Annotated in this window: 17 protein-coding genes; 1 reads left to right on the forward strand and 16 read right to left on the reverse strand. The window is 59.8% G+C overall.

Annotated features, from left to right (window positions below; genetic code table 11):
* Nucleotides 1-214 precede the first annotated feature (214 nt).
* The 7 genes from HBO41_RS26310 to HBO41_RS26335 form a co-directional block, all read right to left on the reverse strand.
* Nucleotides 215-541, reverse strand: coding sequence for a DUF2388 domain-containing protein (locus HBO41_RS26310; RefSeq protein ID WP_169988288.1), 327 nt, complete (start codon nucleotides 539-541; stop codon nucleotides 215-217).
* 110 nt (nucleotides 542-651) lie between these two features.
* Nucleotides 652-1,083 (reverse strand): hypothetical protein, encoded by a 432-nt coding sequence (locus tag HBO41_RS26315; protein ID WP_099547930.1) that lies wholly within the window; start codon nucleotides 1,081-1,083, stop codon nucleotides 652-654.
* A 144-nt stretch (nucleotides 1,084-1,227) separates the two neighbouring features.
* Nucleotides 1,228-1,446, reverse strand: a complete 219-nt coding sequence (locus HBO41_RS29615; RefSeq protein ID WP_099547929.1) for a hypothetical protein — start codon at nucleotides 1,444-1,446, stop codon at nucleotides 1,228-1,230.
* A gap of 87 nt (nucleotides 1,447-1,533) precedes the next feature.
* Nucleotides 1,534-1,842: a hypothetical protein gene (locus tag HBO41_RS26320; protein WP_169988290.1), complete on the reverse strand. Its 309-nt coding sequence runs from the start codon at nucleotides 1,840-1,842 to the stop codon at nucleotides 1,534-1,536.
* Nucleotides 1,843-2,489: 647 nt separating this feature from the next.
* Complete coding sequence (locus HBO41_RS26325) at nucleotides 2,490-3,935, reverse strand: serralysin family metalloprotease (protein WP_169988292.1); 1,446 nt, start codon at nucleotides 3,933-3,935, stop codon at nucleotides 2,490-2,492.
* Nucleotides 3,936-4,183: 248 nt separating this feature from the next.
* A complete protein-coding gene (locus HBO41_RS26330; RefSeq protein ID WP_169988294.1) occupies nucleotides 4,184-4,549 on the reverse strand; it encodes a hypothetical protein in 366 nt (121 codons plus the stop codon).
* 178 nt (nucleotides 4,550-4,727) lie between these two features.
* Nucleotides 4,728-5,108, reverse strand: a complete 381-nt coding sequence (locus HBO41_RS26335) for a DUF1090 family protein (protein ID WP_169988296.1) — start codon at nucleotides 5,106-5,108, stop codon at nucleotides 4,728-4,730.
* Nucleotides 5,109-5,511: 403 nt separating this feature from the next.
* On the opposite strand from HBO41_RS26335, the gene HBO41_RS26340 reads away from it, so the two are divergent.
* On the forward strand, nucleotides 5,512-5,808 hold the full coding sequence (locus HBO41_RS26340) for a putative quinol monooxygenase (RefSeq protein WP_026013657.1): 297 nt from the start codon (nucleotides 5,512-5,514) through the stop codon (nucleotides 5,806-5,808).
* Between the two features lie 158 nt (nucleotides 5,809-5,966).
* On the opposite strand, the gene HBO41_RS26345 is transcribed toward HBO41_RS26340, so the two are convergent.
* From HBO41_RS26345 to HBO41_RS26385, 9 genes are read right to left on the reverse strand one after another with little or no spacing between them, the layout of a single operon-like run.
* The gene (locus HBO41_RS26345) at nucleotides 5,967-7,016 is read right to left on the reverse strand and encodes a hypothetical protein (RefSeq protein ID WP_169988298.1); all 1,050 of its coding nucleotides are present in this window, start codon (nucleotides 7,014-7,016) and stop codon (nucleotides 5,967-5,969) included.
* An 11-nt stretch (nucleotides 7,017-7,027) separates the two neighbouring features.
* Nucleotides 7,028-8,836 carry a hypothetical protein gene (locus tag HBO41_RS26350; RefSeq protein WP_169988300.1) on the reverse strand — a complete coding sequence of 603 codons (1,809 nt, stop codon included), beginning with the start codon at nucleotides 8,834-8,836 and terminating at the stop codon, nucleotides 7,028-7,030.
* Nucleotides 8,837-8,839: 3 nt separating this feature from the next.
* Nucleotides 8,840-10,126 carry a hypothetical protein gene (locus HBO41_RS26355; RefSeq protein WP_017136545.1) on the reverse strand — a complete coding sequence of 429 codons (1,287 nt, stop codon included), beginning with the start codon at nucleotides 10,124-10,126 and terminating at the stop codon, nucleotides 8,840-8,842.
* An 11-nt stretch (nucleotides 10,127-10,137) separates the two neighbouring features.
* Nucleotides 10,138-11,061 carry a hypothetical protein gene (locus HBO41_RS26360; protein ID WP_169988302.1) on the reverse strand — a complete coding sequence of 308 codons (924 nt, stop codon included), beginning with the start codon at nucleotides 11,059-11,061 and terminating at the stop codon, nucleotides 10,138-10,140.
* A gap of 59 nt (nucleotides 11,062-11,120) precedes the next feature.
* Nucleotides 11,121-13,484 carry a hypothetical protein gene (locus HBO41_RS26365; RefSeq protein ID WP_169988304.1) on the reverse strand — a complete coding sequence of 788 codons (2,364 nt, stop codon included), beginning with the start codon at nucleotides 13,482-13,484 and terminating at the stop codon, nucleotides 11,121-11,123.
* Between the two features lie 10 nt (nucleotides 13,485-13,494).
* Nucleotides 13,495-14,634 carry a hypothetical protein gene (locus tag HBO41_RS26370; RefSeq protein WP_169988306.1) on the reverse strand — a complete coding sequence of 380 codons (1,140 nt, stop codon included), beginning with the start codon at nucleotides 14,632-14,634 and terminating at the stop codon, nucleotides 13,495-13,497.
* On the reverse strand, nucleotides 14,613-16,049 hold the full coding sequence (locus HBO41_RS26375; protein WP_169988389.1) for an alkaline phosphatase family protein: 1,437 nt from the start codon (nucleotides 16,047-16,049) through the stop codon (nucleotides 14,613-14,615). Before HBO41_RS26375 ends, HBO41_RS26370 begins: the two co-directional genes overlap by 22 nt.
* Nucleotides 16,039-17,259: a metabolite traffic protein EboE gene (eboE, locus tag HBO41_RS26380; RefSeq protein WP_169988308.1), complete on the reverse strand. Its 1,221-nt coding sequence runs from the start codon at nucleotides 17,257-17,259 to the stop codon at nucleotides 16,039-16,041. The genes HBO41_RS26375 and eboE overlap by 11 nt, the downstream gene beginning before the upstream one ends.
* Complete coding sequence (locus tag HBO41_RS26385; protein WP_099547919.1) at nucleotides 17,256-18,140, reverse strand: TatD family hydrolase; 885 nt, start codon at nucleotides 18,138-18,140, stop codon at nucleotides 17,256-17,258. Before HBO41_RS26385 ends, eboE begins: the two co-directional genes overlap by 4 nt.
* Between the last annotated feature and the right edge of the window lie 22 nt (nucleotides 18,141-18,162).

Genomic DNA, 18,162 nt, shown 5'->3' on the forward strand with positions numbered 1-18,162 from the left:
GTATTCCTGCTTACGAAGGCAAGGCGTTATCGTGTCATTTTGAAGGTGGGCGTGTATAGCGGTCGTCGGGTAAGACGTCGAGGGCACGTCTCGGCTCTGCAAATCGCAGACAAAGAAAAGCCCGCGATGGGGATTAGCGGGCTTAAAGGGATGTTCTCTAGGAGCTGGGGTAACCCTAAGCGCTCGAGTGTGAAAGGGATGTGAAAGGATGCGCTCAGTAGGACGCCGCGATCGCCTTGGCGAGTTGCATATCGGACATGAGCGGTGACCTGTGGCTCAATCGATAGTGTCGGGAGGCTTGCTCAAACTGTGCTCCGCGAATCTCGCCGTCCGAACCTATGAACGCCAGTGCATCAGTCTTGGCTGACTTGAATATCTTTGGCGGCTCGGTGGTGAGGGATGTGGTTGCCCCAATTAAAATGGTTGGCAAGGAAATGGTGATAAATATTCCTGCAGCGACAGGGTTGACGTTGTCACCTGATACGGCCTGTGTGCTGACCGATGCCAGTAAGGCGATTGCCAGAGTCTTCCATGAATTCATGCTTCGATGCTTCCACTGCGATCAGAGCGGGCCACGATAGCAGAGCGGGGCGCCTGCCAGAAACAAGAAGCCCGGCGCTGGGCCGGGCTTCGATGTAACAGTGTCAGAACCTAACGATGCTTGTTCTTGTGTTTATGCTTGTTGTTGCCTTTGTGCTTTCTGCCATCGGATCGATGATTGCTCTCATCGTCCGCCAGGTTGTTTCCCAGCGCGCCACCCGCCGCGCCGCCGAGACCTGCACCGATAGTCGAGCCGGTTGTACCGCCGAGGCGATTACCAATCAATGAGCCACCCGCGCCGCCAATTCCTCCACCTAATGCAGCTTCCGCTCTATTGCCTTTTTGAGCACCGACAGCACTGCCGGCAGCACCACCTACGCCTGCGCCTACCGCCGCGCCCGTTGAGCCACCGAGCTGTTGACCTACGATGTTGCCAAGTGCACCACCAACGCCGCCTCCAAGGGCGGCTGTGCCATCTCCGGCAGCCATCGCTCCTTGCGAAATGAGGACGCCCAGAAATAGGGCGGGCAGTGTCATTTTCATTTTGTGAACCTCTATGGGTTGTCAGCAGGCGCTCACGGTTTAAAGCACGCCTGGCATTAGGACTAGGACAAAAGTTTGAAGTTCTTTGCGGGTGGTGCCTGCGGGCAAATGGTTGTAACAAGATATAAGCGTACCGCCTTCACCTCATCCTCGCACACCATAGAAGTGGTTCAGCGCTATCAGCTCAACCACAGCCACGAAAACGCACAGCGCAACGAAGCCAGGGCTGAAGACTCGCTTGCGATTGGACGAGCCTGCGCCCATCCAGCCTGCGTCGCAAGCGCCAGGAATGACCATGAGGAACGTCAGCCAGGCAATGACCCCGACCTTGCTCCAGAAGCTCTGATTTCGCCATACTGTCATGCGTTATCTGTTATCCATGAATGTCATCGCCAGTCCACTTTTGGCGTCTACGGCTCGTGATACAAGAACATTCCCTTCTCGTTACTTTCATCGGCAGCGCTGAGCGCTGAGCGCTCGAGCCGCCAAGGCCATCGTTTCACGGTATTGAAAGTGATGCCGGGGCGGCAGTACAAGCACGCTTGTCCACGAGGGGTCGCCTTCTATAGCCAGCGGTAGATTATGGCAAATCAGCTGATGCTCAGCAGATCTATTGCCCAGCGCGGCTCTTAATTCCTTAGTCAGATCCGATGCGCCGGGGCGGGTGTAGTAGTTAGCCAGCACCAGACCATAGGCCTTCAGCGCGCCTAAAATCTCACCTTGGTCTGACTCATCATTCAGCACAGCTACCACTGGCATATCGCGCTCCTTGCAATGCAGATTTAAGACTCTCGACTGCCGAATGGATGTCGGCGTTACTGGAACTCCATCCATGCTGGATGGGCCCACAAGCCAATGACAAGTTTTCTGACACAGAGATCACACTTACATACCAAGAGTAGGCATGATTACCCGGCCGCACTCTATGAGTTGGCCGGCTGTTACTTGAAGTTCGCGGGTGGGTTTCGCTGCATACCCGGCAAGGAAGCCAGCGGCGACAAGCGCAATGTACAGTAAGGTGTTTCTCAAAATCATGCTGGGCGCTCGCTAATTGATTGATGTAAAAGCAAGCAGCACTGATTCCAGATTATGCAAAAGGTTCCTGATGGTAGCCCTCATTGAGCTATGGTAATCACTGACGCTGGCGACCAAGGACTGATCATCAGGCACGTGATATTGCACACTGAGAACACTCAACTACTCTGATTGGATGCGTTCGTATTGCGGTCATCCGGTTTTTGATAGGGCACCATGGATAAGCGGCTCGCAGGTCTATCATTTTTGCTTACCCTAGGATGGGTTGCCACCGTGATAGCTGTAATGTGGTACTTCTACGACAATTAGTCTAAAGGCCAGAATCCACTTCTGGCTCCTCAGAACGCGGCGCCGAAGCACCGCGCTTTAGATCACGCCACGATGTCGCTGATGGCCGCCTGGCCCACGGTGGTGACGAGGAAATCGGCCACGCCGTGCCCGGAGAAGTCCACCGCCAAGGTGCCCAGGTTGGTACCCGAGGCATAGCTCAGCACAGCATCGCCGGCATGCCCGGTGAATGCATTGACGAAGCTCAAGCCTGCACCTTTGGTAATGCCCGACAGGTCGATCTTGTCGGAGCCCGAGGTGAAGTCAAAAATCCTGTCTGCAGCCCCTGGCCTGGAGTCGGAACTGGCACCATACACAAACGTGTCGTTGCCGGCGCCGCCCCATAGTTGGTCCGCACCGCCACCGCCGTAGATGATGTCGTCGCCGGCACCGCCTTTGATGATGTTGGCTGTGTTGTTGCCAATAATCAGGTCGTTGCCTGCGCCACCAAAAGCGTTCTCGAGGGTAACGCCCTTGGCGATGGACACGTTACCCACCAGGCCGCCGACGTCGGAGAACGCGCCTTCAGTGAGGTTGATCTTCTGGTTCTGGGTGAAGCCGGAGAAGTCCAGGGTGTCGTTGCCGCCACCGTCCCATACCGAGAACACCAGCTTGTCGGTATTGGAGGCGGCACTGTAGAAATCCCGCCCGGTATTGGAGTTGAACCCGTAGGTGGTGTCGCCGGCGCGGGTGGCGTAGTTGGCGCCGTAGAGCTTCTGGATCGCAGCGATGTCGTCGATCAGCGGGCCGGCTGCATAGGCTTCGCCCCCGCCTTTACTGAAGTTTTGATGGGTGTTGCTCTCGTTCCAGTAACTCATCACGGAGTAGCCGTGTGTATCTTCGGCATATTTCGCATCCGAATAGGACGGCTGTCCCACGCTGGCATCGTACGCGCCTGGGTGTTGCAGGCCAAGCGTGTGACCAATTTCATGGGTTAAAGTTTGACGGCCGTAATTCCCGTTCGCTGGCGTTAAATTTTCCTGGTAGCTTTTATTGGTATAAAACAGGGCGTCACTGTTTCCACTGTTGTTTGGGTAGAACGCGAAAGCCGACCGGGCACCACCATGCTGCAGATCATTGCTATAGTTACCCAAGGATATATGTCCGTCGCCTCCGCTTTTAGATTCACGGAATGAGATATTAGCGACGTCCGACCAGGATTGGAACGAAAGGGCTGCCTGGGACTTTTGTTGTGCGTTGAAAGCGGTGAAGCCGGAAACTTTCTCGGCGGCGTAAGATTTACTTTCTGAGGTCAGAAAGCTGTAGGTGAAATTGTATTTGCCGTTATGGTCATTGTCGCCCCAATAGTAACCGCCTCGGGTTATTTCATCCGCTGCCTGCGTAATGGTGTAAGACGGCTTTCCATTTAAATTAAACCCTCCTCGATCATAAGCGTGTGAAAAATTCAGGAGGCTTTGGTAATCTTCACTCGTCTGGATTCCTGCCGAAGAGGCAGTTGGATTAACAAGAATTTTCGTTGAGACAGTCATAAGTTTACATTCCTTCGTGTCCATTGAGCGTGGAGTGCTATAGGCTTATCACGTGTTCGCTGTTTTCTTGTTGTGTTGATCTTTATAAAGGAGTTATGCGTTTAGTGTTATTTGAAAATTAAATATAATATATAACGTATTGAAATATCCTTAAATATTTTGAGAGCCTCAGTTTGGTGAGAGGTCGCTGACCATGGAGTGGGCGCTCCGTTAGATAAATATGAGCGGGTGGCAATAACTTCCAGCGCTTACTTGTAAGCCTCAGGAAACCAGCGTTGTGCCAGCTTCACCTTGATCGCCAGGTCCTCTTTCGACTTCTGGCATTCGAGTGCTCGCTGCTCAACGCTCGGGATGGCCGGCCAATTGCGCTCACCCCGGGAGACGACTTGTTCATAGCCTTCATCGTATTCCGCGCTTGGCCCTGCAATCAGCTTGGATGCCTTTACATAATCGGCGACGAGATCGGCGGGCAGCGCCCCGCAGGTGAATTGCGCCCGGGAGTACATCAGGCCATCGCTTGCCCCGAGTACCTTCCCGTCAGCAGGTTGGGTGGCTGCAACGGATAGCGTGGGGCAGGCAAGCAACATAACGACCAGCAAGGTGCGTCCGTTCATTTGAAATATCCTTAACACTTCGAGCACTGGAGGTATTTTCTCATCGGGCAATTCCCTTTGCAGGGTGATAAGTGTGCATTAAAGCATGTCTACCTCCTCGGGCTGCACACGGCAGATAGCCAAGTACCGGTTGTAAAAAAGCCCGCAACCGCGGGCTCTTCTCACATCAAATTTCGACTTACTTGAACAAACCACCGATGGCATTAATCGCATCCGCAGCCTTGTTCACGTTTTGCTGGTGTTGTGGGTTGGTATCCACCTGCGCCTGGGTGTTGTAGCGCGCGTTACTGCAGCTTTTATTGGTTTGCGTCAGGGCCGCCTGAAAGGCTGTCGCGCGCAAGGTATCGCCTTTGGCGTTGGCTGCATTGATGTTGGCCTGCAGATCGCGGATCTGCTGCTGGCAGGAGGCGTTGTTGGTATTAGTGTTGACGGTGTTGTTGCTGCTGCCACCCAGGGCGGAGGACAGCGCGCCCGTCAGGGCTGTCAGGTCGGCGGCGTGGGCGGGCAGGGTAAACAGGCTGAACAGGGCGGCGGCGGGTGCGAGTTGGGTAAGACGCATGGCAAACCTCAATGTTTGATTGCCTGCACACGTGTCAGCGCCCGAGCTGGCGCAGAGCAATATCCGTATAAAGTTGGGCGCTCGGGTGGAGGGAAATACTATTGGGGCAATTTTTGTGCTTCAACACTGGCGTTGCGGAAGTGTGAATGCCTTCACGTTGTTGGCGGGGCATGGCCTGGGCTGTCTACACCTCTAACCGCTCGGCACGCAGGTAAAACCAGACAAAGAAAAGCCCACGATGGGGGCGCGGGCTTAAAAGGTGTTCACTTAGGAGCTGAGTTCAGGCTAGGCGCGCCACTGTGAAAACCGCGTGAAATCTGCATGTGAATTATGTTTTTTGCACCCAGGCATCACGCTCAAGTACTGTGCTGCTTCTTTATCCAGCCTAAGTGACGGTGTGTTCATGCCAAATGAAGTGCGGCTTGTCGTGATGATCAATACCCAGCCCGGCAAGGGCTTGCAGCAGTTGGCAGCGTTTCAGGCGCTGGCACCTAAGGTGCGGGCCGAGCACGGGTGCCTGAACTATGATTTGCATCCCGTGGCGGGCAACCCCGACAGCTTTGTCCTCATCGAAAAATGGGCTTCAAAGGCTGCATTGGACGCCCACCATGTCGCCCCTCATATGGTGGAAGCGGCCCAACACAATCCGTCGTTTCGTGCGGGGCCTGCGACCGTCTTGCTGCTGGAGGACGCGGTATAAGGCCGTTTTCAGAGCCAGCGCTTTCAAGGTCTTTGAATAACCCGCGATACCCTTTAATCAAGGACGAACACTGTCACTGTGGCAAGCCTGCTCGCCACGGGTTGCTTTTCTTCAGCTCGATTTCTGATTCGACTTGCTTGACTGCGTAGGGCATGGTTTCAAAGCGGCACCCGCCTTATCTTGCCGCTCAATGGCACCACTGTGTTGTAGGGCGTGGGGATTGGCCGACCGGCCAGGCCCATGCCTTCGCTGATCAGCACGGCGCCCGGCACCACGCATAAGTTGGACGGCGTATCCAGGCCGCGCACCAGTACTTCGACTTCCCGGGTGTGCAGGTTGCAACGCAGCAAACGCCCACTGAATCGGGTAAAACCGCCGTGCAGCGGCTCGCCGCTCCAGTCCGGCGGCAGCGGTTGTTGCAGGTGGCTGCACAGCTCCAGCACCAGCAGCCTGCCGCGCGGGCACAACGCCAGGCCCGTGGGTAATTGCAGGCCGCGTATCACCACTTCCATCTGCCCGGTGGCCGGGTGCACGCGGATCACTTGGCCGGCAAAGTCGGCAAAGTCGATACCCTTGCGCGCCGGGTCGCCGTACAGCTCGCCAGAGAACAGGCTGATCAGCACTGCATCCGTCTGCGGTTCGTACACCAGGGTCACGGGCACGGCTTCCTGGCCCTGATCGAGTTCCGGCAGTTGCGCCAGCACCCGTTCGTCCCTGCCTTGTGTGAACTCAACCAGTTGATTGGTATCAGGTTTTACCGCCAGCCAGCTGCGGCGCGTGGGGTGGTAGCACAGCGCATTCAAATTGCCCCGGCTGTGGAACACCGGCTCAGGCGGGTTGTATTGCAGGTCGAGCAGTTGCGAGCCGCCGACGTAATCGGTCAGGCTGGCCAGGCAACGCCCATCAACACAGGCGATGTCCGACACGCCCATGATTTCATCGCGCAGCATGCGCGCCTGCATGTTCATGCTGCGAAAGCCTTGGGCGATGACTTTGCCGGGCAAGTATTCACCAGGCCGCGCAGGGTCGGGTTGAAGTTGGCTGATGCGGCCGCTGAAGGGCTGGTCCGCCAGGCCGGAGCCGGCTTCGGCCAACAGCAGGCTGCCATCGTCTTGCAGGCACAGGCCGCGTGGGTTGAGCAGGCCGTCGGCGATCAGTGTAATGGGGTGCAGTGCCTCAATGGGCTGCGCCGGAATATGCAAGGTCATGGGGTGTGCTCCTATTGTGGCGGCTGCCATGGGCTGCCGGTGAGGTAGGCGCGCAGCAACGCACGCTGGGCCGGCGACATCGAGCGCACGACCGGCATGAACAGCGTGGTGCCTTTGTAGGCGTCCGAGGTGCGCGCCAAAATCGCGTTTTTGGCGCCCATGATCGCGTCGGGCTGGTTGAGCGGTACGTAGCGCGACATGGCGGGGAAGGCCAGGTAGTGAAAGCGCAACACGTTCGGGTAAACCTGTGCCCAGGTGATGGTGCTGCCCTTGGCTATGCCGAAATCAGTCTGGGCGTATTTGCGCAAGTTGGTGAAGAAGGCGCCATCGTCCACGCCGTTGGCCGTGCAGGTCAGCGCGACAAAACCGGCCTGGCCGGCACTGCCGCTTTTGAGCGTGACCGGGAAGCTCACCGTCTGTTGCCCGGCATTCACGGTCAGAGACGTGGGGAAGTTAAGGAAGTCAAAATACTGCTTTTGATCGTAAGCCCCCGGCGCGCTGGCTGCGAGGCTCACCTTGGTGGCGTTGGGCACCGGTCCGCCCAGGTAGCTGACGCGCAAGGTGATGGTCAAGCCAGTGGGGTAGTCCTCCAGGTACACATTGCGCTGGTCGGCATACACCCGGTACGTCGCTTCGGTGGCGTTGAGTTTTTTACCGTTCACTGCATTGGGGGCGGTGATGTTCAGCGCCGTGGTACTCACGGCTTGCTGTTGGCTGGTATTCAGGGGCAGGTCAACGATACCGCCATACACGTAGTAATTGACCAGCGGGCTGGCGGTGGGATTGAGTGTCGTCAGCGGCGCGGCACCGGCGGCAATGGTCACCGGCCCGTAATTGGCATTCGGCCCGATGGGGCTGGTGATGTCATCGCGCACGGCGCGGAAGGTTTGCTTGGGGATGACGTTGACCATATCGAGGCTCAGCAAACCGTTGTTGCCCAGCGCCGCATAGGCGGCGTTGCCCGTGGCCTGGTTGACTATCTGGCGGCCCGGCTGGCAGCCCGGCAGTTCGCCGGCAAACGCCGGGGCCAGGGTGCCGATCACCCGGCCGATGCTCGGGTTAGGCGTATATTTACCGGCGGCGTAATCGGCGTCCAACTGCGCCGTGGTCATCTGCGGGCACATCTCGAACATCACAAAACGCAAGACAATGCCCGTCGCCCCCGGCGCCTGGATGATCGCCTTGAGGCCTGCGCTGTTCTGGTTCCAGCTGACGATACTGCTCAGCGGGAAGGTCAACTGGAACGTGCCACTGGCATGGAACGAGCCCGGTGCGTCCATTTTTGCCGGGTCGAGCACGCGGCCGGTCACGTCGTAACTGCTGCACACCGCATTGTTGCGGATCAGCAACTGGATATTGTCGTTGCCACCAATTTGCAGGCCACCGACAAATATCTGCGTGGTGGTCGAGGCGCTGGGGTCCAGGTCCACCATCATCGGGCCGGAGACCGGGCCTTGGCCGGTCACGGGGTCTACCGAGCCGAGCAGATACACCGGCTGGCCAATCAGGTCGCCGGTGGTGCTGATGTTGCCCGGCACACCTTGGGAACTGATCAGGGCGTTCTGCATGTCCACCACATGCTGACCATAGTGGTTCCAGCCGCCGGCGGTGTAGTAGTTGCCGGCCGGCGCGTTGATCATGTTGTTCAGTTGGTCATCGGTATAAGACTGCGCACCCGGCGCCAGGGTCGAGGTGGTCAGGTCGAACAGCGGCCAGTTCGGGTTGCCATTGAACGGGATGGTCGGCGAGTTGTTCGGCAAGCTCACGTCGGTGCGGATGCCGCCCCAGAAATTCAGTCGTGGTCCATTGAGGATGCTCATGGTCTATTCCTTGTCCGTGGCGTGTGGGGTGACGGGCGGGTTGGCAAATTTGAACAGGTACGAGAAGTCAGACTTGAACGGGCTCTTCACCGGCGTGGCCATGGAATGGCAATTCATGCAGCTGCTGTTGGGCTGGATATAACTCTCCATGGTCACGTTGGCCGACAGCGCCGGTGTCGGCTGGCCCAGTGGGTTGCTCGGGTTGTTGGGCATCAGCGGGCGCTGGGTGGTGATCAGCTGGTAGTACTTCAAGACGCTGCGTTGCAGGCCGGGGTTGGCTTGGTAATTGGCATTCACCCAGCCTGTGGCGTCGGCAATCGGCGTTACGCGGTTAAGCGGGTTCGGCGTCTTGAACGTGGTGCCGGGCTTGGGCACACAGACCAGTTGCGTGCCCTGGGTCTGCCAGTTGCACGGCGACTGGTTGAGCGTGGCGGCCGGGGCCAAAGGGGTGTAGTAGGAATACGCCGTACCGGACACCGGCTGATCGACCCACTGGCCATTGACCTTGGCCTTGGGCGGCACGTTTTCGATCTGCTCGAAGGTCGACCAGATCCACTGCGGGTAGCCATTGACCTTGGTAATGATATGCAGGCCCACCAGCCCCAGATACGCCTCGGTCACCCCGGTGCGTTGGCCCTGGCTGTTGAAGGTGGCCACGCGCGCAATCTGCGTCAGGTAATGGCTGGCGTTGTCCCTGGGCGTGAGGATACGCCAGCTCGATTTGATCTCGATCACCCCATTGGGGAAGCTGATGTTATTGGCTTTGGACACCACATTCGCGTTGTAGAAGCGGTTGCCGACAATGTAGTTATAGGACGCCTGGTTGGCCGAGATATCGTAGTAGGTCGGGTTGCCCGCCTGGTCGATCAGCCAGCCACCGACGGCCTGGTCGATGGAGTTGACCAGCGAACTGTTCTTCAACGCAGCGATATTAATGATGCCCAGGCTGCGGGCCGTCAGCGGGCTGTTCCACGGCCCAGGGTTGGCGGCGCCCGGCAGGAAGATCTCACTGACGGTCTTGTAGGTCTGCCACACGGTGTAGCCAGAATCCCCAGGCTGTTTGTTGCAGTTGGGCGTGCCACGCTGCCCGTCCTGGGCCGGCCAGTTCAGGGCGACGAACATCTGCCAGCTGTATTGATCGAACTGGTCCTGCGGCGCATTCGCGGCGGGGGCGCTGGTGGGTGGCTGGCAGTTGAGCTGCGTGGCCAGCGTCGACGGCTGCGGTGCTTCGCGCGCCAGGGCCGGCAAGCTGACCAGCCCCAGCAGCATCACACTCAGTAGTGTTTTCATGATGATCTTCCTCAAGGCTTACGCTGCATCAACTGGTTCCATTGCGCCTTATGGCCGTTGCTCTGGGAGGCCGGCGGCTCGAACAGCTGGCAAGGCGGCGGGTTGGACGGGCACATCGCAGCCACTTGGTCCCAGGTCTGCCTGGGGTCGGGTTTGGCGATACGGAAGTTGGTGTAGTTCTGGCTCACGATCGGCGCATTGGCCACGCTGGTGTCCCCGGAAAAGAAGAACGACTGCGGCGAACGGTAGGGTGGTGCGCCGGTCTGGCGCTTGTTGAAGGCATAACCAAACAGGATCGGCCCCGACGGTGATTGCAGGTCCAGGGCATAGGCCTGCACGCTGGCGTTGAGGTTTTTGCTGCGCTCGGCGCTGTAGGGCAGATGCTCGATAAAGTCCTGGCGCGGTGGGTGGTTCATCGGCGAAAACATGCAGCAGGCCGGCATGTCTTTCGGGCGGTCCTGCGGGTAAGTCAAAAAGTACGCCTTGTTGCCCAGGGACACGAACGAGCAGGTGTAGTTGTTGTTCTTGATCGGGAAGATCGGCAGGCAGTACTTCTCGTAGTGCTCCATCATCGCGCCGAAGCCGTCGCCATCCGGCGGGATATACGTGGTGTCGTAGTAGCTCGTCCCGCGCGAGACCGTGTAGTCGGCAGGTGTGAGGGTCGAGGGTGGATTGCTATAGGGCGGCGGGTTTTTCGCGTAGTTGTTCATGACCCGGTACATCGTCCAGTCGCTGATCCATTGCGCCGGGAAAAACGGATCGGACGGCTCGCCTGGCGCGCGTTTGGCGATGCAGTTGCCGTTCTGCGCGTTGCACCCTTCGCTGTTGTGTACACCATTGGTGAAGTACACGGCGCCGCTGTCGTCGGCGGCAAACGCGGCGGGGCTGAGCAGCACAAGCAGCAGCAACAGTCGGCTCAAAAGGCTGGTGTTCATAGGACACTCCTGTGGGGTGCCGGGCAGCCGTCAGGCCACCCGGCGCTCCTGCGTGTGGCTTAGTGGTAGTCGCTCATGCTCAATTGCACGGGCGGGTAGTTGCGTTTCACCAAGGCTTGCGCCCACAACTCCAGTACGGCTCGACGGCTTTGCGGCATGTCTCGCGTAATGGGCATCGCCAGGGTGCTTTCTTCCTGATAGGGCTTGCTGATCAACACAATCAGTTGGTCCACCGCGCCCTCAATGCGCGACAAGGAGTTGAGCGGCATGAACTTGCTCATGATCGGGTACAGGTAATAAAACGGCTGCAGGATGAAGGGGTAGATGAAGGTCTCCCAGATCAGCTGGCCGGCGTTTTCGCGCTGATAAATCAGGTTCCAGGCGTTGACGAAGTTCTGCTGCAACTGCGGTTCCAGCGGCAGCACCCGCAGCGGCGCAAGGAAGTCGGTGAAGGCCGTGGGCAGCGGGAAGCTGAACGGGATCGCCGGTGCCTGCTGACCTTCCTGCACAAAGAAACGCAAGGTCGGAAAACCCGGCGCCTGGGCGGTGACGGTCAGGTTGGCGATGCCGTTGGCGTCGGTCTGGATCTTCGCCAGGCTGTATTGCACCGTATTGTTGAGCGGGTCTTGCAAGGTGCCTTGCATGGCGATCGGGTTGGCGAACGTGAGCGTCGGGCTTAAGGCCACTGCCGCAGGTGTCGGTAAAAATTCCTGGTAGGTCACCGGCGTCATTTGATCGGCCGACACCGCCAGCCGCGTGGCCATCAATTGGCGACCGGTGCCCTCGGTCACGTGGCTGCGCAGCGTGGTTGCGCCTTGAAATTGCGGCCAATTGGCGCTGTTATTGGCCGGGTTGGCCGGGTCGTTGTTGAACAGGGTGAAGTTGGCCGCGTTGCTGAAGGCCAGGTAGTAGTCGGTGGTACACAGCATGTAGGCATTGCCGTATTCGGCCACCCACAACGTGGTGCCGGCAGGCGCGGGCAGGCCGTCGTATTGCACCATAACCTGCAGGGTTTTGGTGTCGCCCACGTCGATAAAGCTCGCGCTTTCGACGACTTCGGCGGTCCACATCTGCTGGGTCGCGGCGATCACGGGCGTGGTGCCGGGCTGTTGCAGTTCCAGGGAGCCGGTTTGCAGGAGTGCCTGGGCGTCTACGCCCAGCGGCAGGTCGAGGATGCCCGAGCGTTTGTCGAAGGCCGCCTGTTGATAATCGTCATAACCAAAACTGGCCAGCGGGCTGAATTGCGTGCCCTGGCGGATGCCGATCTGGTAATTGCCGGCCTGGAATTTGGCCGCGACCGGGATGTCGGCCGTCTTGTCGATCGGGTAGAACGGGAAGGCATTGCCCAGGTCCAGCGACAGGGTGTTGTCGTGGGCCTGCGCCGAGATCACCCCGAGCTGCGCCTGGGTGGCCGTGCCCGGCGAGGTCTTGTAGATGGGCACTGCACCGGCCGGTACCAGGCGCCGGCCGGCGGGGGCGGTGGGGAACTCATCGTCGAGCCACAGGCCCAGGGTGCCGACCGTGCGGCTATAGGCCGGGTTGAAGAAGATATCGCCGACGTTATCCAGCCCCTGTTGGTACATGGCCTGCACCTGGGCCTGGGCCGCCGCGCTGGAGGAGTGGGTGTCGATCGGCGGGTAGTTGTTGAGGATGCCGTTCTTGTCGTAGCACGTCAGGTAGGTCGAAAAACGGAACATCAAGCCCTTGGCATTTTGCTGCGCCATCTGGGTCTGCAGGTTTTGCAGCAAGGCGGAATTGCCGATCACCCATTCCAGGTTCTCTTTGGGGAAACAGGTTTGCCAAGTGGTGGTCACGTAGGCCAGGCCACCGAGGTTGGCCCAGTTGAAGTTGAGGAAACGGTCGAGCATGCGGAACTGGCGATTGAGCGTCAGGCCGCACTCGGCGTTGCCCAGCACCAGCTTGTCGAAGTACAGCGCGGTGAAAGTGTTCTGCCAGGGGCTCACGTCGACAAAGCGCGCCGGCGAGCTGGGGGCACCGCCGAAGGGGTTGCCGAGCAACTGGAAGCTCTGGTTGATCAGCGGGTCCTGGTCCACGTAGCCACCGCCGGGCAACTCGCCGCCGGTGATCACCGACTGGGTCTGGTTGTAGCTCACGGTGCCGCAGGCATTGTCGCCGAACAGGTTCCACTCGCCAGGGATCATCGGCGTGGTCAACTGCCCGGCATTGCCTGGCACCTGCATCACGTAGTCGGGCACGCTGGCGGGCGGCAGCGGGGCGATGGTCCAGGGCAGCAAGGTGCTGGCGGCATTCAGTGGCGTGATGTCGAAGGCCTTCAAGAACGGCCAGTTCATCTGCATTTTTACCGCATCGTACAGCGGGTACATGTCGTTGTTGTTGGCCGTCGGCGGGTTCCAGAACATATGGCCGCCCAGGTAGATACGCGGGAAATTCAAGACGCTCATGTGAGGCTCCTTAACGTTGCCACTGGGCGCGTTTGAGCGACCAGACAAAGTCCAGTTTGTGGTAGCCGACAAAGTCGGAGGCGGGCAGCGGCGCGGTGGGGTAGACGATGCCGCCGTCTTTGTTCAAGGCGAAATTGAAGTAGCCCTGCTTGGGCGAATAGGCCGCGGTGCCATGGCAGGCAAAGCATGAAGATTCACTTTGGAACGCCGATTCCAGCTGGGAGTTGGCCAGTAACGTTGGCGTGGTGTTGGATTGCACGCCGATCAGCTCGTATTGCGCCAACGCCGGGTATTGAGCCTGGAAGGTGGCGTTCACCGGCTGCGCCGCCGCTGTTGGCCCGGTGCTGTTGGTCATCGGCGCAGCGGGTGCGGCGTTGGTCACCGTGTACTGGCTGTTGTTACGGTTTTCGAAGGTGGTCCACACCCAATCGGGGTTCAGCTTGTTGATCACATGCAAGCCGCTCAGCGCCGCATAGCCAACCTGATATTGCTTGCCCTGCTGGTAGTAGGCCTGGGCAATGTAGTAACCCTGGCTGGCCAGTTGTTGCTGGTAGGCCGTGTCGTTACCGATCCACAACCACGCGGCTTTCAGCTCCCAGGCGGTGGAGGGGAAGTTCAGGTCGCTGGTGAGTGCGGCCTGGCCGTTCACGTTGTAGACGTTCTGCTGCACGATGTACTCGAACGTATCCTGGCCCATCAGCAGTTGGAAGCGTACCGGCTGGCCTTTCTCGGCTGCCGGCACCTGGCCGCCCATTTGCAGGATCAGCCCGTCCACCTGTTGCGTGGCGTTGAGGTTATGCAAGATTCGGTTGGGGTTCATGCCCATCGCCTGGGCCTGGCTCAGCACGGCGGCGGGTGGCGGCACGCTTTGGCCATACGGCAGCGGTTGGGCGCCGTTAGGCAGGTAGACCTGGTCCGACGGTTTGAGGGTTTCCCAGACCCGGTCAGGGCTTTGTGGGCCGGCAGGCTGGTTCAGGCAGGCAAACCAGTTCCAGGCGAGGGTGTCGGGGCCTTGGGTGAAGGCGGCCCGGGTGGCGTCGAGATTGCCTCCAAACTGCAGAAAGTTGCTGCAATCGAAGGGGGTGGTGTCCTGTGCCTGGGCCAATCCGGCCAGTGCGCTCAGGACCGTTATAGATAAGGCTCGCCGCATGAAAGCTCCTTGGCATTCGCCAGTTCGAGGTGAGGGCGCCCCAGGAAGTGCTCCAGGAGCAGTTGCTTGACTGCCGTCGCCGCCAATTGTTGCGGCAACGCCAGGTCGCAATTGGTGATCAGCAGCGGGCCGGTCTGCGCACTGCTGGGCAGACGACCATGGCTGCCACGGACTAACCCTGTGTCCAGTGGGATCAGGTCCATGTAGTAGCGAAAACCGAGCTTTTTTTGCAGCAGGCGGCGCGCCACTTTGAGCTTGGGCAAGCGAATGGCCGGGTCGATAAACAACTCGACCGGGTCGTAGCCGGGCTTGCGGTGAATGTCCACGGTGCGCGCAAAATCCGGCGCTTTGCGTTCGTCCAGCCAGTAGTAGTAATCGAACCAGAACCCGGCGGCGGCCACGGCCACCAGCTCGCCGCTGCGTGGATGGTCGAGCTGCCAAACGCGTTGTTCGGCTTTGTCCAGCACCTGCTCGATGCCGGGCTGGCGCTGCAACATGGCTTTGACGCGCGGGATGTCTTGCGCGTGCTTTACGTAGACATGCGCGACCTGATGGTCCGCCACCGCAAACGCCGCGCTGGCGCCGGGGTCGAGCAGTTCCCAGCTCAAGGATTGGCGCACCTGCAACAGGCCTTCGGCGCGCAGCACGCGGTTGATCGACACCGACTGCGCGACGGCTTCGATGCCGTACTCAGACAGCAGCATCACCGCCGCACCCTGGGCCTCGGCGAAGGCCAGCAAACGCCCGACTTCGTGGTCGATGGCGCGCACTTCATCAGCAATCGACGGGTGCTCAGGCCCCACGCGCTGCAAGCTGTAATCAAGGTGCGGCAGGTAGATCAATTGCAGGTGCGGCCGGCTGATCTGGAACTCGGCCATGGCGCACTCGACAATCCAGCGGCTCGACGCGATGCCCGCCGCCGGCCCCCAAAAACCATGGAACGGGAACTCGCCAATCTGCGCCTCGATCTGCTCATGCAAACCGGGCGGCGACGAATACAGGCCAAATTGCTTGCGCCCATCGGCCGGGTAATGCGGGCGCGGTGTGATGGAGGCGTCCACATCGGCGTACATGTTGTACCACCAGAACAACTGGCTGCAGCGAAAGCCCGGCATTTCACGCTTGAGGGTGTGCCAGACCTTTTCGCCCTGGATCAGCGCATTGGGTTGCAGCCAGAAACGCACTTCGGCCTGGTCGCGAAAGTACCAGCCATTGCCGACGATCCCATGCTGCGACGGCGGCGCGCCGGTGAGGATCGAGGCCTGCACCGTGGACGTCACGGCAGGGAACACCGGTTGCAGGCTGGCCATCTTGGCGGTCTTGAGCAGCGCGTTGATCTGCGGCGTCGCCTCGCCCAGCAGCGACGGCGTCAGCCCGACCACATTGATCAGCAGCAGCGGTTGCTCAGAGCGCATCGGCATACGCCTCCTGCATCAGGGTTTGCAGCAGGTTGCGCTGGCGCAATTGGCTCTCGACCCAACGCAGCTCGGCGGCGATGCCTTCCAGCTGCGCCTGTTGCGTGGTGGGCCGCAGTTGCGCGGGCAACACGCCCCAGCTGTAGGTTTCCACCTCCAGCACCGGGCGGAACTCAGTGTGGGCGGCCAGGTAGTCGAAGGTCTGGGCCAGGGCCGCCTGGCTGCCGCGCAGCTCGGGCAACAGCAAGTGTTCGCTGAACAGCGGGATATGGAAGTGAATGCGCAGTTCGTTGAACCCGGTGCAACCTTGCAATGCCGCCGGCAGATCGGCCCAGGCCACGCGACGGCCCTGTGCATCGAGTGCCTTGACCTGGTGCAGGTAGGTGGCTTCGGCAAAGCTTGCGAGGGTGTCGAGCACGGCTTCGCGCCGAACGGCATCGTCGGGCGGCAAGTGGCAGATCATCGCATTGGACAGCTGGACCTTGCCCACCGGCACGCCGGCGGCACGCAGCCGTTCCAGGGATTGATAACAATCCTCGAACATCACCGCTTGGTGGCACACATCAAAACACAGCGCCAGGTAGGCATGGTTCGGGTCCATGGCCTGCCGGTGCTGGAAGAATGCGAGGGTCTGCTCGGTGTTTTCCAGCACACAGTCGGGCTCCATCTCCAGGCAGAACACAATTTTCTTGCCGGTTTTGTGGTGCAGCCTGGCAAGTGCGGCTGTGAGTTGGCTGAGGTGTTCATCGGCGCGCAGTTGCCGCGCTTTGCTCCAGGTTGCGGCATAGCCCAGCGGCACCGTGGAAATCACCCCTTGGCGGCAATCGTCGGGCAGGGCGTGGGCAAGGATGCGCGCCAGGTCCAGACTGTAAGCCAGCCGTTGCGGGTCGGCCCAACTGGGCAAATACACTTCGGCCTTCACCGCGCCCTGGTGGAAGTCGCCATAGGGAAAACCGTTCAGTGAGGTCAGGCGCACGCCGCTTTGCTTGAGTAACTGCACAAACTGCGTGCGCGCCGGGGCGTGCTGTAATTGCGCCGCCGCCTGGGCGCAGATCCACAGGCCGCTGTCTTGTTGGGCCAGCCCGCGCAAGGTGCGCACGCCCTGAAAATGCTCGGTGATGGAGGCGCGCAGCCCGGCCAGGTCGCGTGCCGGGTGTACATTGCTGCAATAGCCGATCTGGCTGGCCGCCAAGCCCTTGGCGGCGCTCATTTGACCACCGGGTCCTGGCCACGCAGGGCCGAGTTTTCTTGCCATTGCTTGCGTTGGTCGATGGGCAGCGGCGTGCTCACCAGGGCCTTGTCGAGTTGGCCGCTCTGGGCAAAAAAATCCACCGGGTTATGGAACAGCACCTGTTCCACCTGGGCTGCACTGAACCCGGCCGCGAGCATCGCCTGGCCGGTCTTGGGCACCTTGAGCGGGTCGCTGATGCCCCAGTCCGCCGCGCTGTTGACCACCATTTTTTCGGTGCCGTATTCCTGCAGCAACGCGACCATGCGCTGCTCCGACATCTTGGTGTTGGGGTAGATCGAATGGCCGCGCCAGCAGTCGCTGTCGAGCACCAGCGGCAAGGTCAGTTCGTTGAGGTGGTCGATGATTACCAGGTGTTCGGCAATCCCCACTTCGCGGATGACGGCGAGGGTGCGTTTGGTGCCGCCGATCTTGTCACGGTGCGGCGTGTGCACCAGCACCGGCAGGTTGAATTGCTTGGCCAGTTCCAGTTGCGCGGCGAGGAAGCGGTCCTCTTCGGGGGTGATGTCGTCGTAGCCGATTTCACCCACCGCCACCACGCCATCCTTGACCAGGTAACGCGGCAGAATCTCCAGCACTTCATTGGCAATCGACAGGTCATTGGCCTCCTTGGGGTTCAGGCCGATGGTGCAGAAGTGATGGATGCCGAACATGCTCGCGCGAAAGCGTTCCCAACCCAGCAGCGTGTCGAAATAGTCGACGAAACTGCCCAGGCTGGTGCGCGCCTGGCCCTGCCAGAATGCCGGTTCGATGACCCCGGTGATGCCGGCGGCGGCCATGTTCTGGTAGTCGTCGGTGGTGCGGCTGACCATATGGATATGCGGATCGAAGTACTTGAGCATGGTGAATCCTCGTCAAGGGAAG

This window comes from Pseudomonas sp. WS 5146 (assembly GCF_012985495.1).
GTDB classification, from domain to species: domain Bacteria; phylum Pseudomonadota; class Gammaproteobacteria; order Pseudomonadales; family Pseudomonadaceae; genus Aquipseudomonas; species Aquipseudomonas edaphica.

What these genes read in the sequence shown, in the direction of transcription:
- HBO41_RS26335 (WP_169988296.1), bottom strand. Translation starts at nt 5,108, where the DNA reads ATGCGTCTTACCCAACTCGCACCCGCCGCCGCCCTGTTCAGCCTGTTT.
- HBO41_RS26320 (WP_169988290.1), bottom strand. Translation starts at nt 1,842, where the DNA reads ATGCCAGTGGTAGCTGTGCTGAATGATGAGTCAGACCAAGGTGAGATT.
- HBO41_RS26310 (WP_169988288.1), bottom strand. Translation starts at nt 541, where the DNA reads ATGAATTCATGGAAGACTCTGGCAATCGCCTTACTGGCATCGGTCAGC.
- HBO41_RS26370 (WP_169988306.1), bottom strand. Translation starts at nt 14,634, where the DNA reads ATGCGGCGAGCCTTATCTATAACGGTCCTGAGCGCACTGGCCGGATTG.
- HBO41_RS26375 (WP_169988389.1), bottom strand. Translation starts at nt 16,049, where the DNA reads ATGCGCTCTGAGCAACCGCTGCTGCTGATCAATGTGGTCGGGCTGACG.
- HBO41_RS26385 (WP_099547919.1), bottom strand. Translation starts at nt 18,140, where the DNA reads ATGCTCAAGTACTTCGATCCGCATATCCATATGGTCAGCCGCACCACC.
- HBO41_RS26350 (WP_169988300.1), bottom strand. Translation starts at nt 8,836, where the DNA reads ATGAGCATCCTCAATGGACCACGACTGAATTTCTGGGGCGGCATCCGC.
- HBO41_RS26365 (WP_169988304.1), bottom strand. Translation starts at nt 13,484, where the DNA reads ATGAGCGTCTTGAATTTCCCGCGTATCTACCTGGGCGGCCATATGTTC.
- HBO41_RS26325 (WP_169988292.1), bottom strand. Translation starts at nt 3,935, where the DNA reads ATGACTGTCTCAACGAAAATTCTTGTTAATCCAACTGCCTCTTCGGCA.
- HBO41_RS26330 (WP_169988294.1), bottom strand. Translation starts at nt 4,549, where the DNA reads ATGAACGGACGCACCTTGCTGGTCGTTATGTTGCTTGCCTGCCCCACG.
- HBO41_RS26340 (WP_026013657.1), top strand. Translation starts at nt 5,512, where the DNA reads ATGCCAAATGAAGTGCGGCTTGTCGTGATGATCAATACCCAGCCCGGC.
- HBO41_RS26315 (WP_099547930.1), bottom strand. Translation starts at nt 1,083, where the DNA reads ATGAAAATGACACTGCCCGCCCTATTTCTGGGCGTCCTCATTTCGCAA.
- eboE (WP_169988308.1), bottom strand. Translation starts at nt 17,259, where the DNA reads ATGAGCGCCGCCAAGGGCTTGGCGGCCAGCCAGATCGGCTATTGCAGC.
- HBO41_RS26345 (WP_169988298.1), bottom strand. Translation starts at nt 7,016, where the DNA reads ATGACCTTGCATATTCCGGCGCAGCCCATTGAGGCACTGCACCCCATT.
- HBO41_RS26360 (WP_169988302.1), bottom strand. Translation starts at nt 11,061, where the DNA reads ATGAACACCAGCCTTTTGAGCCGACTGTTGCTGCTGCTTGTGCTGCTC.
- HBO41_RS26355 (WP_017136545.1), bottom strand. Translation starts at nt 10,126, where the DNA reads ATGAAAACACTACTGAGTGTGATGCTGCTGGGGCTGGTCAGCTTGCCG.
- HBO41_RS29615 (WP_099547929.1), bottom strand. Translation starts at nt 1,446, where the DNA reads ATGACAGTATGGCGAAATCAGAGCTTCTGGAGCAAGGTCGGGGTCATT.